18 protein-coding genes are annotated in these 19,390 nt (G+C 61.7%); 17 read left to right on the top strand and 1 reads right to left on the bottom strand.

Annotated elements, in window-relative coordinates; translation table 11 throughout:
• Positions 1-86: 86 nt before the first annotated feature.
• Positions 87-341, top strand: a complete 255-nt coding sequence (locus tag AC3WRD_RS01540; RefSeq protein WP_007952486.1) for a hypothetical protein — start codon at positions 87-89, stop codon at positions 339-341.
• A gap of 31 nt (positions 342-372) precedes the next feature.
• Positions 373-942: a lipocalin family protein gene (locus tag AC3WRD_RS01535; RefSeq protein ID WP_102622652.1), complete on the top strand. Its 570-nt coding sequence runs from the start codon at positions 373-375 to the stop codon at positions 940-942.
• A gap of 48 nt (positions 943-990) precedes the next feature.
• On the opposite strand, the gene AC3WRD_RS01530 is transcribed toward AC3WRD_RS01535, so the two are convergent.
• Positions 991-2,355 (bottom strand): formimidoylglutamate deiminase, encoded by a 1,365-nt coding sequence (locus AC3WRD_RS01530; RefSeq protein WP_102622653.1) that lies wholly within the window; start codon positions 2,353-2,355, stop codon positions 991-993.
• 145 nt (positions 2,356-2,500) lie between these two features.
• On the opposite strand from AC3WRD_RS01530, the gene hutC reads away from it, so the two are divergent.
• From hutC to dtd, 15 genes are all read left to right on the top strand, one after another.
• Positions 2,501-3,211 carry a histidine utilization transcriptional repressor HutC gene (gene hutC / locus AC3WRD_RS01525; protein WP_173861404.1) on the top strand — a complete coding sequence of 237 codons (711 nt, stop codon included), beginning with the start codon at positions 2,501-2,503 and terminating at the stop codon, positions 3,209-3,211.
• Positions 3,212-3,233: 22 nt separating this feature from the next.
• On the top strand, positions 3,234-3,803 hold the full coding sequence (locus AC3WRD_RS01520) for a HutD/Ves family protein (protein WP_096821981.1): 570 nt from the start codon (positions 3,234-3,236) through the stop codon (positions 3,801-3,803).
• Positions 3,804-4,222: 419 nt separating this feature from the next.
• A complete protein-coding gene (hutU, locus tag AC3WRD_RS01515) occupies positions 4,223-5,905 on the top strand; it encodes a urocanate hydratase (protein ID WP_492574059.1) in 1,683 nt (560 codons plus the stop codon).
• A gap of 82 nt (positions 5,906-5,987) precedes the next feature.
• Positions 5,988-7,460 carry a purine-cytosine permease family protein gene (locus tag AC3WRD_RS01510; RefSeq protein WP_102622792.1) on the top strand — a complete coding sequence of 491 codons (1,473 nt, stop codon included), beginning with the start codon at positions 5,988-5,990 and terminating at the stop codon, positions 7,458-7,460.
• Positions 7,461-7,530: 70 nt separating this feature from the next.
• The gene (locus tag AC3WRD_RS01505; protein WP_096819949.1) at positions 7,531-8,499 is read left to right on the top strand and encodes an ABC transporter substrate-binding protein; all 969 of its coding nucleotides are present in this window, start codon (positions 7,531-7,533) and stop codon (positions 8,497-8,499) included.
• 70 nt (positions 8,500-8,569) lie between these two features.
• On the top strand, positions 8,570-9,421 hold the full coding sequence (locus tag AC3WRD_RS01500; RefSeq protein ID WP_096819948.1) for an ABC transporter permease: 852 nt from the start codon (positions 8,570-8,572) through the stop codon (positions 9,419-9,421).
• Positions 9,418-10,248 (top strand): quaternary amine ABC transporter ATP-binding protein, encoded by an 831-nt coding sequence (locus AC3WRD_RS01495; protein ID WP_102622793.1) that lies wholly within the window; start codon positions 9,418-9,420, stop codon positions 10,246-10,248. The genes AC3WRD_RS01500 and AC3WRD_RS01495 overlap by 4 nt, the downstream gene beginning before the upstream one ends.
• A 77-nt stretch (positions 10,249-10,325) precedes the next feature.
• A complete protein-coding gene (gene hutH, locus AC3WRD_RS01490; RefSeq protein ID WP_102622794.1) occupies positions 10,326-11,849 on the top strand; it encodes a histidine ammonia-lyase in 1,524 nt (507 codons plus the stop codon).
• A 117-nt stretch (positions 11,850-11,966) separates the two neighbouring features.
• Positions 11,967-13,499: a histidine ammonia-lyase gene (hutH, locus tag AC3WRD_RS01485; RefSeq protein ID WP_492574060.1), complete on the top strand. Its 1,533-nt coding sequence runs from the start codon at positions 11,967-11,969 to the stop codon at positions 13,497-13,499.
• Positions 13,500-13,574: 75 nt separating this feature from the next.
• The gene (hutI, locus tag AC3WRD_RS01480) at positions 13,575-14,780 is read left to right on the top strand and encodes an imidazolonepropionase (protein WP_096819944.1); all 1,206 of its coding nucleotides are present in this window, start codon (positions 13,575-13,577) and stop codon (positions 14,778-14,780) included.
• A 10-nt stretch (positions 14,781-14,790) separates the two neighbouring features.
• Positions 14,791-15,591, top strand: coding sequence for an N-formylglutamate deformylase (gene hutG, locus AC3WRD_RS01475; RefSeq protein WP_102620220.1), 801 nt, complete (start codon positions 14,791-14,793; stop codon positions 15,589-15,591).
• Positions 15,592-15,739: 148 nt separating this feature from the next.
• On the top strand, positions 15,740-16,687 hold the full coding sequence (locus AC3WRD_RS01470; RefSeq protein WP_102620219.1) for a choline ABC transporter substrate-binding protein: 948 nt from the start codon (positions 15,740-15,742) through the stop codon (positions 16,685-16,687).
• Positions 16,687-17,592 (top strand): alpha/beta hydrolase, encoded by a 906-nt coding sequence (locus tag AC3WRD_RS01465; protein WP_102620218.1) that lies wholly within the window; start codon positions 16,687-16,689, stop codon positions 17,590-17,592. Before AC3WRD_RS01470 ends, AC3WRD_RS01465 begins: the two co-directional genes overlap by 1 nt.
• A 104-nt stretch (positions 17,593-17,696) precedes the next feature.
• The gene (gene pip, locus AC3WRD_RS01460; RefSeq protein ID WP_096819940.1) at positions 17,697-18,668 is read left to right on the top strand and encodes a prolyl aminopeptidase; all 972 of its coding nucleotides are present in this window, start codon (positions 17,697-17,699) and stop codon (positions 18,666-18,668) included.
• Positions 18,665-19,102 (top strand): D-aminoacyl-tRNA deacylase, encoded by a 438-nt coding sequence (dtd, locus tag AC3WRD_RS01455; RefSeq protein ID WP_065260939.1) that lies wholly within the window; start codon positions 18,665-18,667, stop codon positions 19,100-19,102. Before pip ends, dtd begins: the two co-directional genes overlap by 4 nt.
• Positions 19,103-19,390: the final 288 nt, after the last annotated feature.

Below are 19,390 nucleotides of genomic sequence, written 5' to 3'. Positions count from 1 at the left end.
TGTGCCCAGGGAACCAGACAGGGGTTTTCTCTTCTAAGCTTCTGGTTGGCGCCATGCCATCCCCCTTCCGTTCCAGGAGTTACACCATGTCGCTGCGATCTATCGCCCTTCTGTCGTTTTGCGTGCTGTTGGCCGCATGCAGCAAGGTCAATCAGGAAAACTACTCGAAGCTCTCGGCCGGGATGGCCAAGGCCGAAGTGGAGACGCTGCTCGGCAAGCCCACCGATTGCTCGGGCGCGCTCGGCATGTCCAGTTGCACCTGGGGCGACAAGAACAGCTTTATCAGCGTGCAGTACGCCGGTGACAAAGTGTTGATGTTTTCCGGCCAAGGCCTGAAGTAAACCGGGGCTACGCGCCCACGGGAGAAAAACAATGAAGCGGTTATTGCTTGTCCTTTTTGCCGGCCTGGTATTGGCCGGCTGCGCCACGACCGGTGAAGATCCGCTGGCGCCCAAGACAGTCCACAGCGTCAATCTCAAGCGTTACCAGGGCACCTGGTACGAGTTGGCGCGGCTGCCGATGTATTTCCAGCGCAACTGTGCGCAATCCGAAGCCCGCTACAGCCTCCAGCCTGACGGCAACCTCGGCGTGTTCAACCGTTGCCTGACCAAGGACTGGCAGTGGGAAGAGGTCAAGGGCACGGCTTATCCACAGGTGCCGGGCAAGACCGACAAGTTGTGGGTCGAGTTTGATACCTGGTTCTCGCGGCTGATTCCGGGTTCGGCGAAGGGTCAATACTGGGTGCTGTACGTCAGTGACGACTACAAGACCGCCATTGTTGGCGACCCGAGCCGACGTTACCTGTGGCTGTTGTCCCGCACGCCGACCGTCAACGGTGTGGTGCGCGAAGAACTGCTGAGCAAGGCGCGTCAGCAGGGTTATGACACCACGCGGTTGATCTGGCGCGCATCGGATCAACAGATGGCCAAGACGTCCAACTGACGCGCAACAAAAAACCTGTGGAGGTTGCCCTCCACAGGTTTTTTTGTGTCAGCCCAAAAGGTCTCGCAGGACCTGGGTGAAGGCGCGATTGCTGTCCTCCTCCCCGGCATGTCGCCCGTCACGAACGACCCACTGACCGTTGACCAGCACGTCACGCACCTGACGGTCGCCACCGGCAAACAGCCAGCGGTTGAGGATCCCGTCACCGCTGGCCGTGGTCAGATACGGATCGCTGCCATCGAGCACAATCCAGTCGGCGCGTTTGCCGACTTCCAGTGCACCGATCGGCTGGCCCAGCGCCTGAGCACCACCGTCCAGCGCCGCGTCATACAAGGTGCGGCCGACCATCGGTTGATCCGCGCCGTACAAACGGTTGCGACGCTGATCGCGCAGACGCTGGCCGTATTCCAGCCAGCGCAATTCTTCCACCACGCTCAACGACACATGGCTGTCGGAGCCGATACCCATGCGTCCGCCCTGAGCGAGGAAATCCACCGCCGGGAAAATCCCGTCGCCAAGGTTGGCTTCGGTGGTCAGACACAGACCGGCGATGGCGCGGCTCTTGGCCATCAGCGTGACTTCTTCCGGATTGGCGTGGGTCGCGTGCACCAGGCACCAGCGCTGATCGACTTCGGTGTTTTCGTACAGCCATTGCAGCGGGCGGCGACCGCTCCAGCTCAGGCAGTCGTCGACTTCCTTCTGCTGTTCGGCGATGTGGATGTGCACCGGGCATTGCTTGTCGCTGGCCGCCAGCACTTCGCTGATCTGCTGTGGGGTGACCGCGCGCAACGAGTGGAAACACAATCCCAGCGACTGAGCCTTTTCTTGAGCCAGCAGCGGTTGCAGGCGCGATTGCAGTTTCAGGTAGTTTTCGGTGCTGTTGATGAAGCGACGCTGACCTTCGTTTGGCGTCTGGCCACCGAAACCGCTGTGGCTGTAGAGCACCGGCAACAGCGTCAGGCCGATGCCGGCGGAGCTGGCGGCCTGGCTGATACGCAACGCCAGCTCGGCCGGATCGGCATACGGCTGACCGTTGTGATCGTGATGGACGTAATGGAATTCGGCGACCGAGGTGTAACCGGCCTTGAGCATTTCGATATACAGCTGGCGGGCGATCACGCCGAGTTGGTCCGGGCTGATTTTTCCGACGAGCCGGTACATCAGATCGCGCCAGGTCCAGAAACTGTCGTTGGGATTGCCGGCCACTTCTGCCAGCCCGGCCATCGCTCGCTGGAACGCGTGGGAGTGCAGATTCGGCATCCCCGGCAGCAGCGGACCGCTCAGCCGTTCGGCGCCTTCTGCGGTGGAATCGGCCTGGATTCGGGTCAATACGCCTTCGGCGCTGACCTCGAGACGTACATTGTTGGCCCATCCGTTAGGCAGCAGCGCGCGTTCGGCAAAGAAGGCGGACATGGTTCAGCACCCCATCGTGTGTTATTTGTATATACATATACAGACGTTTGCCTGCCCGGTAAACTCCGGCAAGCTAGCAACCTTATCCAATGAACAGGGATCCACCGTGCCGACTCCGCCTCCAGTCTCTCCGTTGGCCGCGAACATGGGCGACAGTCCGGCGCCCTTGTACGCCCGCGTCAAACAGATGATCACCCAGCAGATCGACAGTGGTAACTGGCCGCCGCATTACCGCGTGCCGTCGGAAAGCGAGCTGGTCAGCCAGTTGGGCTTCAGCCGCATGACCATCAACCGAGCGCTGCGGGAAATGACCGCCGACGGCCTCTTGGTGCGCATGCAGGGCGTCGGCACGTTCGTCGCCGAACCGAAGAGCCAGTCCGCGCTGTTCGAGGTGCACAACATCGCCGACGAAATCGCCTCCCGTGGCCATCGCCACACCTGCCAGGTGATCACCCTGGAAGAAGAGGCCGCCGGTTCCGAGCGCGCCCTGGCGCTGGACATGCGCGAAGGGCAGAAGGTGTTCCACTCGCTGATCGTGCATTACGAAAACGATATTCCGGTGCAGATCGAAGACCGCTTCGTCAACGCGCTGGTCGCTCCGGAATACCTCAAGCAGGATTTCACCCTGCAAACGCCTTACGCCTACCTCAACCAGGTTGCGCCGCTGACCGAAGGCGAGCATGTGGTCGAAGCGATCCTCGCCGAGCCGACCGAATGCAAATTGCTGCAGATCGAAAAAGGCGAGCCGTGCCTGCTGATTCGTCGCCGTACGTGGTCGGGCCGTCAGCCAGTGACGGCGGCGCGTCTGATCCACCCCGGTTCCCGTCATCGTCTGGAAGGTCGGTTTCATAAATAAAAAGCATAAATAGAGAGCATAAATGAGCGAGTTGAAGGTTCTACGCGCCGAAGGCTACCCGCGCATGCCGTGGAAAAACGGCGGCGGCAGCACCGAGGAAATCACCCGTGACGCCGGTGCCGGTCTCGACGGTTTCGGCTGGCGTCTGTCGATTGCCGACATCGCCGAATCCGGCGGCTTCTCGACGTTCACCGGTTATCAGCGGGTGATCACGGTGTTGCAGGGCGACGGCATGACCTTGTGTGTCGACGGTGACGACACTCGGCCGCTGTTACCCCTCGACCCGTTTGCCTTCAGCGGCGAAAGCCAGGTGTCCTGCACCTTGCTCGGCGGCGCGATCCGCGATTTCAACCTGATCTACGCACCGCAGCGTTACAGCGCGCGTTTGCAGTGGCTGGATGGCGAGCAACGGTTCTTCAGCTCCGCCGGCACCGTTCTCGTCTTCAGCGTCAGCGAGTTGCTGGAAGTGACGGTCGGTGACAGCGCTTCGCAACTCGGCCGGCATGATTGCCTGCAACTGGACGGTAACACCGGTCTGGTGGAAATCGCCGTCAACGCGGGCTGCTGTGTGATCGAACTGACTGCACACTGATCGGCCCCTTAAAAACCGCCGCTTTGAACAATGCCTGGAAGGGCTGTTGAGAGCGGCGGTTTTTTTCATCCCGACGTTCCCGAACGCGCACCAACTTGTTACCGAACGCCCCAGCGTGGCGCAAAACCACGCTCATGAACCCGCCTCCCGCTTGCTCAAACCAACCCGGCGAAAAAATTCATACACGCCACAACCCTTGATTCAGGCGTCCTCCAGCCGTGCCCGGCATTTTGTTGAACAGTCCTCCAACAAGTTGGCCGCTCGATTGCATATGCTTGTATGTACAAGTAAAGACGTATGCGTATGAGTCGTTAGAGGTTCTCCGCAGCGTCCCTGATTCGCTTGTCGCGCATTGAAGCGCACAAGCCGCTTGCCCATCGCCAGGGTTGGTTTGAATTGATCGCTGAGGAGTCTTTTTCGTGACTGACAATAAGCCTACAAAATATCGTGACGTCGAAATCCGTGCATCGCGCGGCAACAAGCTGACCGCCAAGAGCTGGCTGACCGAAGCGCCGCTGCGCATGCTGATGAACAACCTCGACCCGGAAGTGGCCGAGAACCCGAAAGAGCTGGTGGTCTACGGTGGCATCGGCCGCGCCGCGCGTAACTGGGAGTGCTACGACAAGATCGTCGAAAGCCTGACCAACCTGAACGACGACGAGACCCTGCTGGTGCAATCCGGCAAGCCGGTCGGCGTGTTCAAGACCCACAGCAATGCGCCGCGCGTACTGATCGCCAACTCCAACCTGGTGCCGCACTGGGCGACCTGGGAACACTTCAACGAACTGGACGCCAAGGGCCTGGCCATGTACGGCCAGATGACCGCCGGCAGCTGGATCTACATCGGCAGCCAGGGCATCGTCCAGGGCACCTACGAAACCTTCGTCGAAGCCGGTCGCCAGCATTACAACTCCAACCTCAAGGGCCGCTGGGTCCTGACCGCCGGCCTCGGCGGCATGGGTGGCGCTCAGCCGCTGGCCGCGACCCTGGCCGGTGCCTGCTCGCTGAACATTGAATGCCAGCAGGTGAGCATCGATTTCCGCCTGAAAAGCCGCTACGTCGACGAGCAAGCCAAAGACCTCGACGACGCCCTGGCGCGCATCACCAAATACACCAAAGAAGGCAAGGCGATCTCCATCGCGCTGCTGGGCAACGCTGCGGAAATCCTCCCGGAACTGGTCCGTCGCGGCGTGCGCCCGGACATGGTCACCGACCAGACCAGCGCCCACGATCCATTGAACGGTTACCTGCCGGCCGGCTGGACCTGGGACGAATACCGCGCCCGCGCCAAGACCGAACCGGCCGCTGTAATCAAAGCCGCCAAGCAATCGATGGCCGTCCACGTCAAAGCCATGCTGGACTTCCAGAAGCAAGGCATCCCGACCTTCGACTACGGCAACAACATCCGTCAGATGGCTCAGGAAGAGGGCGTGGAAAACGCCTTCGACTTCCCGGGTTTCGTACCGGCCTATATCCGTCCGCTGTTCTGCCGTGGCATCGGCCCGTTCCGCTGGGCGGCGCTGTCGGGTGATCCGCAGGACATCTACAAGACCGACGCCAAGGTCAAAGAGCTGATCCCGGACGACGCGCACCTGCACAACTGGCTGGACATGGCCCGCGAGCGCATCAGCTTCCAGGGTCTGCCGGCGCGTATCTGCTGGGTCGGCCTGGGCCAACGCGCCAAGCTCGGCCTGGCGTTCAACGAAATGGTCCGTCGCGGCGAGCTGTCGGCGCCGATCGTGATCGGTCGCGACCACCTCGACTCCGGCTCGGTCTCCAGCCCGAACCGTGAAACCGAATCGATGCAGGATGGCTCCGATGCCGTCTCCGACTGGCCACTGCTCAACGCCCTGCTGAACACCGCGAGCGGCGCGACCTGGGTGTCGTTGCACCACGGTGGCGGCGTCGGCATGGGCTTCTCGCAGCACTCGGGCATGGTGATTGTCTGCGACGGTACAGACGAAGCGGCCGAGCGTATCGCTCGTGTGCTGCACAACGACCCGGGCACCGGTGTGATGCGCCATGCCGACGCTGGTTACCAGATCGCCATCGACTGCGCCAAGGAGCAAGGGCTGAACCTGCCGATGATCACCGGTAAATAAAAAACCGGCGGGAGCGAGCATGCTCGCTCCCGCTCAAGCCAATACAACAACAAAATCCAGAACAATCCACAGAGGTTGAATCATGGCTGGCAACACCGATCGTGCAAGCAACAAACCGTTGATCGAAAAGCGTTCGATCGACTACATCCCGGAAGCGGAAAGACACGGTCGTCTATTCAGTCAGTTCACCCTGTGGATGGGTGCCAACCTGCAAATCACCGCAATCGTCACCGGGGCCTTGGCCGTGGTGCTGGGCGGTGATGTGTTCTGGTCGCTGATCGGTCTGTTGATCGGTCAACTGCTGGGCGGCGGTGTCATGGCGCTGCACGCGGCACAAGGTCCGAAGCTGGGCCTGCCGCAGATGATCTCCAGCCGTGTGCAGTTCGGGGTTTATGGCGCGGCGATTCCGATCGTGCTGGTGTGCCTGATGTACCTGGGCTTCACCGCGACCGGCACCGTGCTGTCGGGTCAGGCGCTGGGCCAGTTGTTTGGTGTCAGTGACACTGTCGGCATCCTTCTTTTCGCCAGCGTCATCGTCGTGGTCACGGTGCTCGGCTATCGGGTGATCCACTGGATCGGCCGTATTGCCAGTGCCATTGGCGTGATTGCTTTTGTTTATCTGTTCAGCCGTCTGCTGAGTCAGGTGGACGTCGGTGCACTTCTGGAAATCCGCCACTTCAGCTGGAGCAGTTTCCTGCTGGCGGTGTCGCTGGCAGCGTCCTGGCAGATCGCCTTCGGCCCTTACGTGGCGGACTACTCGCGCTACCTGCCGAGCAAGGTTTCCTCGGTGAAAACCTTTTTCGCTGCCGGTGCCGGTTCGGTGATTGGCGCGCAGGTGGCGATGATCCTCGGCGTGTTCGCGGCGGCTTCGGCCAACGGCCAGTTCGCCGGTCATGAAGTGGCTTACATCGTCGGCCTGGGCGGGACCGGTGCCACCGCTGCGCTGCTGTATTTCAGCATCGCGTTCGGCAAGGTGACCATCTCCACCCTGAACTCCTACGGCAGCTTCATGTGCATTGCGACCATCATCAGCGGTTTCCGTGGTGACCTGAAAGTAACGCGCATGCAGCGTCTGGTGTTCGTGCTGGTCATCGTGGGTGCGGCGACGCTGATGGCGCTGCTCGGCCAGCACTCGTTCCTCGGGGCGTTCAAGTCTTTCATCCTGTTCCTGCTGGCGTTCTTCACGCCGTGGAGCGCGATCAATCTGGTGGACTACTACTGCATCACCCGCGAGCGCTATGACGTACCGGCGCTGGCCGATCCGAACGGTCGCTACGGCCGCTGGAACCTCCTCGGTATCAGCGTCTACGTGTTCGGTGTGCTGGTGCAGCTGCCGTTCATTTCCACCAAGTTCTACACCGGTCCGCTGGTGGCCGCGCTGGGTGATGTGGATATCTCGTGGATCATCGGCCTGGTGTTGCCTGCCGCGCTGTACTACGTGTGCGCAAAGAAATGGCACGGCAGCGTGCCCGATCAACTGATTCTGCCGGTCGAGCAGAACAGCGTTGTACAACCTAAAGCAAGCGGGGCCGGTCGCGCTGCGGCGCAGGCCTGATTTGGACGTGGACAGGGCTGGATGCCTCTTGACTGCCGTAAGCCAACTCATGATTAGGAGCGTCACAACAATGAAATCGAACAAGACCCTGCTGACCACACTGCTGTCCATGGGCCTGCTGGCCAGTGCCGGCGCCACTCAGGCTGCCGGCTGGTGCGAATCCGGCAAACCGGTGAAATTCGCCGGCCTGAACTGGGAAAGCGCGATGTTGCTGACCGACGTGCTGCAAGTCGTGTTGGAGAAAGGTTACGACTGCAAGACCGACAGCCTGCCGGGCAACTCCATCACCATGGAAAACGCCCTGAGCAGCAACGATATTCAAGTGTTCGCCGAAGAGTGGGTCGGCCGCAGCGAGGTCTGGAACAAGGCCGAGAAGGCCGGCAAGGTCGTCGGTGTCGGCGCGCCGGTCGTCGGTGCGATTGAAGGCTGGTACGTGCCGCGCTACGTGATCGAAGGCGATGCCAAGCGCAAGATCGAAGCCAAGGCTCCGGACCTGAAAAACATCGCTGACCTGGGCAAATACTCGGCAATCTTCAAGGATGCCGAAGAGCCGTCCAAGGGCCGTTTCTACAACTGCCCGGCCGGCTGGACCTGCGAGCTGGACAACAGCGAAATGCTGAAAAGCTACGGCCTGGAAAGCACCTACACCAACTTCCGCCCGGGCACCGGCCCGGCGCTGGATGCGGCGGTGCTGTCGAGCTACAAGCGTGGCGAGCCGATTCTGTTCTACTACTGGTCGCCAACCCCGCTGATGGGCCAGATCGACGCGGTCAAACTGGAAGAGAAACCGGGCGTCGACAAGACCGTGACCATCAAGGTCGGCCTGTCCAAGACCTTCCACGAGCAAGCGCCTGAGCTGGTGGCCGTGCTGGAAAAGGTCAACCTGCCGATCGACCTGCTGAACCAGAACCTGGGTCGCATGACCAAGGAGCGGATCGAGTCGCCAAAACTGGCCAAGATCTTCCTGAAGGAACATCCTGAAGTCTGGCACGCATGGGTGAGCGACGACGCAGCCAAGAAAATCGACGCGGCCTTGTAGGTCGAGCTTCACCGGCTGCCGGCAACGGCAGTCGGACGCTTGATCGCAACCCCTTGATTGAGAGTCTCTTATGTTTCCCGAACGCTTTACGTTTTCCATCGCCGACTGGGTCAACGGTTGGGTCGATGCGCTGGTCACCAACTACGGCGACGTGTTCCGCCATATCTCCGACACCCTGCTGTGGGCCATCGTCAACCTTGAAGGCCTGCTGCGCGCAGCACCGTGGTGGTTGATGCTGGCCATCGTCGCGGGCGTTGCCTGGCACGCCACGCGCAAAGTCGTGACCACCGCCGTGATCGTCGGTTTGCTGTTCCTGGTCGGCGCCGTCGGCCTGTGGGACAAACTGATGCAAACGCTGGCGCTGATGATGGTCGCCACGGTCATCTCGGTGCTGATCGGTGTGCCGCTGGGGATTCTCTCGGCGCGCAGCAATCGCCTGCGTTCGATCCTGATGCCGCTGCTCGACATCATGCAGACCATGCCCAGCTTCGTGTACCTGATTCCGGTGCTGATGCTGTTCGGCCTGGGCAAGGTGCCGGCGATTTTCGCCACCGTGATCTACGCCGCACCACCGCTGATCCGCCTGACCGATCTGGGCATCCGCCAGGTCGACGGTGAAGTGATGGAAGCCATCAACGCCTTCGGCGCCAACCGCTGGCAGCAGCTGTTCGGCGTGCAACTGCCGCTGGCCCTGCCGAGCATCATGGCCGGGATCAACCAGACCACCATGATGGCCCTGTCGATGGTGGTGATTGCCTCGATGATCGGCGCCCGTGGCCTGGGTGAAGATGTGCTGGTGGGCATTCAGACCCTCAACGTCGGACGTGGTCTTGAAGCCGGTCTGGCGATCGTGATTCTCGCAGTGGTCATTGACCGCATTACCCAGGCGTATGGTCGGCCACGGCATGAGGTGAGCAAATGAACAACGCAACCGTGAGCAAGATCGAAGTCAAAAACGTCTTCAAGATTTTCGGCAACCGCGCCAAGGACGCCCTGGCGATGGTCGGCCAGGGCAAGACCAAGGATCAGGTGCTGAACGAAACCGGTTGCGTGGTCGGGGTCAACGACTTGTCCCTGAGCATCGGCACCGGCGAGATCTTCGTGATCATGGGCCTGTCCGGCTCCGGCAAATCCACGCTGGTGCGCCACTTCAATCGCCTGATCGACCCGACCAGCGGCGCGATCCTGGTGGACGGCGTGGACATCCTGCAATACGACATGGAAGCCCTGCGCGAATTTCGCCGGCACAAGATCAGCATGGTGTTCCAGAGCTTCGGCCTGCTGCCGCACAAGACCGTGCTCGACAACGTCGCCTACGGCCTGAAAGTGCGCGGCGAGACCAAGCAGCTGTGCGCCGAACGTGCACTGCACTGGATCAACACCGTGGGCCTCAAAGGCTACGAAAACAAATACCCGCACCAGCTCTCCGGTGGCATGCGCCAGCGTGTCGGCCTGGCCCGCGCCCTGGCGGCGGACACCGACATCATCCTGATGGACGAAGCGTTCAGTGCCCTCGATCCGCTGATCCGCGCCGAGATGCAGGATCAGTTGCTGGAGCTGCAAAAGACCCTGCACAAGACCATCGTCTTCATCACCCACGACCTCGACGAGGCTGTGCGCATCGGCAACCGCATCGCGATCCTCAAGGACGGCCGCCTGATCCAGGTCGGTACGCCGAAAGAGATCCTGCACTCGCCGGCGGACGAGTATGTCGACCGCTTCGTGCAGCGGCGGGCGGCGGTGGTTTGAGGTTCGTTCCCGCGTCGAGGCGTCGAACCGTCTGCGTGGGAATGCATTCCGTGACGATCAGGTTAAAGAGGTTTTAGATGTCCCAGGCTGAAAAAATCGTTATCGCCGACGCCCCGATGCGTTGGCAGGATGTGGTCGCGGTAGCCCGTCACGGCGCGCAGCTCGAGCTGTCGGCCCAGACCTGGGCGCGCATCGAAAATGCTCAGGGCATCGTCCAGCGCATCGTTGCCAGCGGCGAACGTGCTTATGGCGTCAATACCGGGCTGGGCGGTTTGTCCAACGTCTCGCTGCAGGGCGAGCAGCTCAGTCAGTTGTCGCGCAACACCTTGCTCAGCCATGCCTGCGGCGTCGGCCCGGTGCTGGCCGACGAGCAGACCCGCGCCATCATGTGCGCTGCGATCCGCAATTACAGCCACGGCAAATCCGGGATTCATCGGCAAGTGGTCGAAGCGCTGCTGGCGCTGCTCAATCGAGGCATCACCCCGCAAGTGCCGTCGCAGGGTTCGGTGGGTTACCTGACCCACATGGCGCACATCGGTATCGCGCTGCTGGGCGTCGGCAATGTCAGCTATCGCGGGCAGGTTGTCTCTGCGCAGCAAGCGCTGGCCGAAGAAGGCCTGCAACCGGTGCAACTCGGCGCGAAGGACGGTTTGTGCCTGGTCAACGGCACGCCGTGCATGACCGGTCTCGGCTGCCTGGCCATCGCCGATGCCACGCGTCTGGTGCAATGGGCGGACGTGGTCGGTGCCATGAGTTTCGAAGCGCAGCGCGGCCAGATCGCCGCGTTCGACGCCGAGATCATCGCGCTCAAGCCGCACCCGGGCATGCAACAGGTCGGCGTCAATCTGCGTGCGTTGCTCGATGGCAGCGAAGTGATTGCGACGAGCAAAGGCATTCGCACCCAGGATGCGCTGAGCATCCGTTCGATCCCGCAGGTGCATGGCGCCGCGCGCGATCAACTGGAACACGCGATCAAACAGATCGAAACCGAGCTCAACGGCTGCACCGACAACCCGTTGCTGCTGGGCACACCGGACAACTTCCGGGTAATGTCCCAGGCCAACCCGCACGGTCAATCGGTCGCGCTGGCGGCGGACTTGCTGGCCATCGCGATGGCCGAAATCGGCTCGATTGCCGAGCGGCGTCTGGATCGTCTGATCAACCCGCACGTCAGCGGTCTGCCGGCCTTCCTGGTGGCCAATCCGGGGGTGAACTCCGGGATGATGATCGTGCAATACGTCGCCGCATCGCTGTGCGCGGAAAACCGCCAGTTGGCGCAACCGGCGGTGCTCGACAACTACGTCACTTCGGGCCTGCAGGAAGACCACCTGAGCATGGGTACCAACGCCGCGCTGAAGCTGCACCGCGCACTGGAAAACTGCACGCAGATCCTCGCCATCGAGTACCTGCTGGCGGCTCAGGCGTTTGAATTCCTCAAGGAACAACGCTTCGGCGCCGGCACCGATGTGGCGTGGCGACTGCTGCGCGAGAAAGTCCCGGCCTACGATCAGGACCGCTGGCTGGCGCCGGATATCGCCGCTGCCGCGAGCGTGTTGAAGGACTCGGATTTGCTGCACAACGTACTGCCGAATTTGCACTGACAACTGCCCATACCAGCGTGCCAAGGCGCGGATCGTCCAAAAGACGAGAGGCGACGGATAACGGAATGCTCCGGAGCGACTGGTAGTTCATAACAAACTCTCAAAAGGAGCATTTAAATGACTGCGCTGAACCTGATCCCCGGCCAACTGAGCCTGGCCCAACTGCGTGACGTCTACCAGAACCCGGTCAAGCTGACCCTCGACAACAGCGCCTCGGCGCAGATCGAAGCCAGCGTCGCCTGCGTCGAGCAGATCCTCGCCGAGAACCGCACTGCCTACGGCATCAACACCGGTTTTGGCCTGCTGGCCTCGACCCGCATCGCCAGCGAAGACCTGGAAAACCTCCAGCGCTCGCTGGTGCTGTCCCATGCCGCTGGCGTTGGTCAGCCGATCAGCGATGAGCTGGTGCGTTTGATCATGGTGCTCAAGGTCAACAGCCTGAGCCGTGGTTTCTCCGGCATCCGCCGCGTGGTGATCGATGCGCTGATCGCCCTGATCAATGCCGAGGTTTACCCGCACATTCCGTTGAAAGGTTCGGTCGGCGCATCCGGTGACCTGGCACCGCTGGCGCACATGTCGCTGGTACTGCTGGGCGAAGGCAAGGCGCGCTACAAGGGCGAGTGGATGGAAGCGACCGAAGCGCTGAAAGTCGCCGGTCTGACCCCGCTGACACTGGCGGCGAAGGAAGGCCTGGCGCTGCTCAACGGTACTCAGGTCTCTACCGCATTCGCGCTGCGCGGCCTGTTCGAAGGTGAAGACCTGTTTGCCGGTGCACTGGCGCTGGGCGGCCTTACAGTTGAAGCGGTATTGGGCTCGCGCTCGCCGTTCGACGCGCGTATCCACGCTGCCCGTGGCCAGAAAGGCCAGATCGACGCCGCTGCCGCTTACCGCGATCTGCTGGGCGAGCGCAGTGAAGTCTCCGACTCGCACCAGAACTGCGAAAAGGTTCAGGATCCGTACTCGCTGCGCTGCCAGCCGCAAGTCATGGGCGCGTGCCTGACCCAGTTCCGTCAGGCCGCCGAAGTGCTGGCTGTCGAAGCCAACGCGGTGTCCGACAACCCGTTGGTATTCGCCGCTGAAGGCGACGTGATTTCCGGCGGCAACTTCCACGCCGAACCCGTCGCCATGGCTGCTGACAACATGGCCCTGGCCATTGCAGAAATAGGCTCCCTGAGCGAGCGTCGCATCTCGCTGATGATGGACAAGCACATGTCGCAACTGCCGCCGTTCCTGGTGGCCAATGGCGGCGTGAACTCCGGTTTCATGATTGCCCAGGTGACGGCTGCCGCACTGGCCAGCGAGAACAAGGCACTGGCCCATCCGCATTCGGTGGACAGCCTGCCGACCTCCGCCAACCAGGAAGACCACGTGTCGATGGCTCCGGCTGCCGGCAAGCGTCTATGGGAAATGGCCGAAAACACCCGCGGGATTCTCGCGGTGGAATGGCTGGCGGCGGTGCAAGGTCTGGATCTGCGCAACGGTCTGAAGACTTCCACCAAGCTGGAAAAGGCCCGGGGAATTCTGCGTCGCGAAGTGCCGTTCTATGAGAAGGACCGCTTCTTTGCGCCGGACATCAATGCAGCGACCGAGCTGCTGGCTTCGCGCATTCTGACTGAACTGGTTCCGGCGAAACTGCTGCCGAGCCTTTAACCCTATCCACTGATCGTTCCCACGCAGACGGTTCGACGCCTCGACGTGGGAACGATCACTAGACGAGGACCTGGGATGAAAACCCTCTGGCAACACTGCCACGTCGCAACCATGGCGCAAGGCGTCTACTCGATCATCGAGGATGCGGCCATCGTGACGTCCGGTGCACACATCGAGTGGATCGGCCCGCGCACTCAATTGCCGTCGGGCGAATACCCGGCGGTCAACGATCTGCAAGGCGCGTGGGTCACCCCCGGCCTGATCGACTGCCACACCCACACCGTGTTCGGCGGCAACCGCAGCGGTGAGTTCGAGAAACGCCTGCAAGGCGTCAGCTACGCCGAGATCGCAGCGGCCGGCGGCGGCATCGCCAGCACCGTGCGCGCCACGCGCGAAGCGTCGGAAGATGAACTGTTCGCCAGCGCCGCCAAACGCCTGAAAAGCCTGATGCGCGACGGCGTGACCACGGTCGAAATGAAATCCGGCTACGGCCTCGACCTGGCCAGCGAGCGCAAGATCCTGCGGGTCATCCGCCGCCTTGCCGACGAATTGCCGATCAGCGTGCGCAGCACCTGTCTGGCGGCTCACGCGTTGCCACCGGAATACAAGGATCGCGCTGACGATTACATCGATCACATCTGCACCGAAATGCTTCCAGCGCTGGCCGCCGAAGGCCTGGTGGATGCGGTGGATGCGTTCTGCGAATACCTGGCGTTCTCCCCGGAGCAAGTCGAGCGGGTGTTCATCGTCGCGCAAAAACTCGGCCTGCCGGTGAAGTTGCACGCCGAACAACTGTCGTCGCTGCACGGCTCCAGCCTGGCTGCGCGTTATCACGCATTGTCTGCCGATCATCTGGAGTTCATGGACGAAGCCGACGCCATCGCCATGGCCGAATCCGACACCGTCGCGGTGTTGTTGCCGGGTGCGTTCTACTTCCTGCGTGAAACCCAGTTGCCGCCGATGGAAGCCCTGCGCAAGCACAAGGTGAAAATCGCCATCGCCAGCGACCTCAACCCCGGCACTTCGCCGGCGCTGTCGTTGCGCCTGATGCTGAACATGGCCTGCACCTGTTTCCGCATGACCCCGGAAGAAGCCCTGGCCGGCGCCACGATTCATGCGGCGCAAGCCTTGGGCATGGCCGATACCCACGGTTCGCTGGAAGTCGGCAAGGTGGCGGATTTCGTCGCCTGGCACATCGACCGGCCGGCGGATCTGGCGTACTGGCTCGGTGGTGAACTGGACAAACGCGTCGTGCGTCACGGCGTTGAATCAAGTCTGTAGGAGAACGGTTGTGGATAAGGTTCTGAACTTCAAACAAGGTCGTGTGCCGCTGCTGATCAGCATGCCCCACGCGGGTGTGCGCCTGACCCCGGTGGTCGAGGCCGGATTGATCCCGGACGCGAAAAGCCTGCCGGACACCGACTGGCATATTCCGCAGCTCTACGACTTCGCCGCCGAACTGGGCGCCAGCACGCTGGCGGCCGAGTACTCGCGGTTCGTCATCGACTTGAACCGGCCGTCCGACGACAAACCGTTGTACGCGGGCGCCACCACCGGGCTGTACCCGGCGACGCTGTTCGATGGCATTCCGTTGTTCAAGGAGGGCAAGGAACCGTCGAAAGAAGAACGTGCGACGTACCTGGAGCAGATCTGGACGCCGTACCACCGCACCTTGCAGGAAGAGCTGGCGCGGCTGAAGGCCGAGTTCGGTTACGTACTGTTGTTCGATGCGCACTCGATCCGTTCGGTGATCCCGCACCTGTTCGACGGCAAGCTGCCGGACTTCAACCTCGGCACTTTCAACGGCGCCAGCTGCGATCCACAATTGGCCACGCAACTGGAAGCGATCTGCGCACGCCACGGCGATTACAGCCATGTGCTGAACGGACGCTTCAAGGGCGGCCACATCACCCGTCACTACGGCAACCCGGCCGAGAACATCCACGCCGTGCAACTGGAACTGGGCCAGTGCACCTATATGGAAGAGTTCGAACCGTTCCGCTACCGCGCCGACCTGGCGGAGCCGACGCGGGTGGTGCTCAAGGAGTTGCTGCAAGGGCTGCTCGCCTGGGGCGAAAAGCACTACAACTGAGTCTGTTTTGGAGAGCGCCTGTCGCCACCGTGCAAATCCCGGTCGCCACAGGTCGCTTTTCCGTCTCGTCTGCTGCGTAATGTTTCGGCCACGGTGCAAGAAGACACCGATCCGAACAATAACCCGCTGCCGCACGAGACGATCCCACATGAAAAAACTGTTCACTCGTTGTGCGTTAATCCTCACCGGCAGTGCGCTGCTCAGCGCCGGCGCCATGGCCAATGACGACGCTTCCTGCAAGGCCGTGCGCATGGGCGTGGTCAACTGGACCGACGTGATCGCCACCAGCGGCATGGCCGACGTATTGCTCAATGGTCTCGGCTACGAAAGCAAACAGACCAGCGCCGTGCAGCAAATCATCTTTGCCGGCATCCGCGACAAGCGTCTGGATATCTTCCTCGGCTACTGGAAACCGGCGATGGACAAGAACATCGCGCCGTTCCTCGCTGCCAATCAAGTCAAAGTGATGGACAAGCCAAGCCTGGCGGATGCTCAGGCGACCCTCGCGGTGCCGGACTACGTTGCGGCGGCGGGGCTGAAAACCTTTGGTGACATCGCGAAGTTCAAGGACCAGCTCGGCGCCAAGATCTACGGCATCGAGCCCGGCAGCGGCGCCAACACCACGATCAAGACCATGATCGAAACCAACCATTTCGGTCTGAAGGATTTCAAGATCATCGAATCCGGTGAGGCCGGCATGCTTGCCGCCGTGCAGCGGGCGGTGAACCGCAAGGAATTCGTGGTGTTCGTCGGCTGGACCCCGCACCCGATGAACATCAACATGAAAATCACCTACCTGACCGGCAGCGACGATGTCTACGGCCCGAACGAAGGCGCCGCCACCGTTTCCACCGTCACCGCGCCGGACTATGCCGAGCGCTGCCCCAACGTCCATCGACTGCTGGAAAACCTGACCTTCACCGCCGCTCAGGAAAGCCAGTTGATGGTGCCGATCATGGAGCGCAAGACACCCCAGGAAGTGGCAAAGAACTGGCTGCGTGAGCACCCGGAAGATTTGCAGCGCTGGCTGGCGGGTGTCAGCAGTTTCGACGGCAAGGATGGCGTGGCCACGGTTCAGGCCAGTCTGAAAAACTGATGGGTACTTATCCACTGTCGCCGGCGATGGCGGCGTTTGTCGCCAGGACCGAAAGCTTCGCCAGCGATGACAGCAGCCTTGCTGGATTGCGCCGGGGCTATGACGAGATGTGCCGGGCGTTCACTCCACCGCGACCGGCAGGGCTTGAGGTAGAGGACTTTCGATTGGGCGCGGTGCCGGTCCGCGCCTATCGCCCACCCGTGGCGTTACCGCCCTGTGTGGTGTACCTGCACGGCGGTGGCTGGGTGGTCGGAGGGCTGGATTCCCACGACTTCATCTGCTGCGAACTGGCCGTGGCGCTCGGGGCGATGGTGGTGGCGGTGGATTACCGGCTGGCGCCGGAGCATCCGTTTCCCGCCGGGTTCGACGATTGCCTGAGTGTCTGGCGTGCCCTGCGCGACGGATCGTTCGGCTTCGACCGCGAGCGGATGCTGGTGGCCGGCGACAGCGCCGGTGGCAATCTCGCCGCCGCGTTGTGCCTGGCCTTGCGCGATACCGGCGAGCCTCTGCCCGGCGCTCAGGTGCTGATCTATCCCGGACTGGGCGGCGACGAACATCTGCCGTCACGTAGCGAATGCGCCGATGCGCCACTACTGACCAGCAGCGATGTCGACTGTTATCACGCGTTGTACCTGCGTGGCTCGACGCAACCGAATGCCTGGGCCATGCCGTTGCTCGCCGATGACGTCAGCCGATTGCCCCCGGCCTGGATCGCCGTGGCGCAGTTCGATCCGTTGCGCGACGACGGGGTGCGCTACGCCGAACGACTCGCCGCCGCCGGGGGCGAGGCCGCGTTGTATTACGGTGAAGGGCTGGTGCATGGCTGTCTGCGGGCGCGGCATCAGGTCGCCGAAGTCGATCGTCTCTACGAAAGCCTGCTGGGGTTCATGGCTGACAAATTGTGACAGTGCACGGGCATGCTCATTGACGTAAATCGGGTTTATGATGCCGGACGGCAGAATAATAGAAGTCCCCCCAGGGATGACCTCGACCCCTTACGGAGCACGCAATGCAGACATTGTTTCCGCAGATCAAACCTCACGCACGGCACGATCTGGCCGTCGACGACACCCATACGCTGTACGTCGACGAAAGCGGTTCACCGGAAGGTTTGCCGGTGGTGTTCATCCACGGTGGTCCCGGTGCCGGGTGCGATGCCCAGAGCCGTCGCTACTTCGATCCTAACCTGTATCGCATTGTCACCTTCGACCAGCGCGGTTGCGGTCGCTCCACCCCGCACGCCAGCCTGGAAAACAACACCACCTGGGATCTGGTCGAAGACCTCGAGCGCATTCGCAAACACTTGGGCATCGAGAAATGGGTGCTGTTCGGCGGTTCCTGGGGTTCGACCCTGGCGCTGGCTTATGCGCAGACCCACCCGGAGCGCGTCCATGGTCTGATCCTGCGTGGGATCTTTCTTTGCCGCCCGCAGGAAATCGAATGGTTCTACCAGGCCGGTGCCAGCCGTCTGTTCCCCGATTACTGGCAGGACTACATCGCGCCGATCCCGCTGGACGAGCGTGATGACCTGCTCAGCGCGTTCCACAAACGCCTGACCGGCAACGACCAGATCGCCCAGATGCACGCGGCCAAAGCCTGGTCGACCTGGGAAGGGCGCACCGCGACCCTGCGGCCGAACCCGCTGGTGGTCGACCGTTTCTCCGAGCCGCAGCGCGCCTTGTCGATTGCGCGGATCGAATGCCACTACTTCACCAACAACGCTTTCCTTGAGCCGAACCAGTTGATTCGCGACATGGGCAAGATCGCCCACCTGCCGGGTGTGATCATCCACGGCCGCTACGACGTGATCTGCCCGCTCGACAATGCCTGGGAACTGCATCAGGCCTGGCCGAACAGCGAGCTGCAGGTGATCCGCGACGCCGGTCACGCCGCGTCCGAACCGGGCATCACCGATGCGTTGGTGCGTGCTGCCAGCAACATGGCCCGGCGCCTGCTCGACCTGCCGCCCGAAGAAGCATGAAGGGTCTTTTGCAGCGCGTGAAAGGCGCGCGGGTCGAAGTGGCGGGTGAGGTGGTCGGCAGCGTCGATCAGGGATTGCTGGTGCTGGTGGCGGTCGAACCCGACGACACGCAGGCCAGCGCCGACAAACTTCTGCATAAGCTGCTTAACTATCGAGTATTCAGTGACGCCGAAGGCAAGATGAATCTGTCTTTGGCGGATGTGGGCGGCGGGTTGCTGCTGGTCTCTCAGTTCACCCTGGCTGCCGACACCAAAAGCGGGTTGCGCCCGAGTTTCTCGACCGCTGCCCCTCCGGCTCTGGGCGAGGAATTGTTCGACTATCTATTAAGCAAAGCGAAACAGATGCATGGCACTGTGGCATCAGGTAGATTCGGCGCGGATATGCAGGTGCACCTGGTCAACGATGGCCCGGTAACCTTCCTGTTACAGACATGAAAGTGCTTGAAACAACTTTTTAAGGGCTTTTCGGCTGAAAACAGGGAATTTTCGCGATAAATACTTTGTTACCCCTGATGCGTTGTCACGCGGGCTACTAGATAATCGCGCGCTACGGGGATCAGCGTTCGTTGGTCCATTTTGACTTAGGTAGAGACTTGTCCGGATCCGATTGGGGAATCATTTTGACCCAGCGGAGTCGGAACAATGCTCGCCAACTTGGCAAGGGTGCCCTGCAAGGCCGGTATTTTTGTACCGAAAACCTCACAGGCACTTCATCTGGCCGTT

This window comes from Pseudomonas sp. FW215-R2 (genome assembly GCF_058789255.1).
This window is presented reverse-complemented; position numbering and strand designations above follow the sequence as displayed.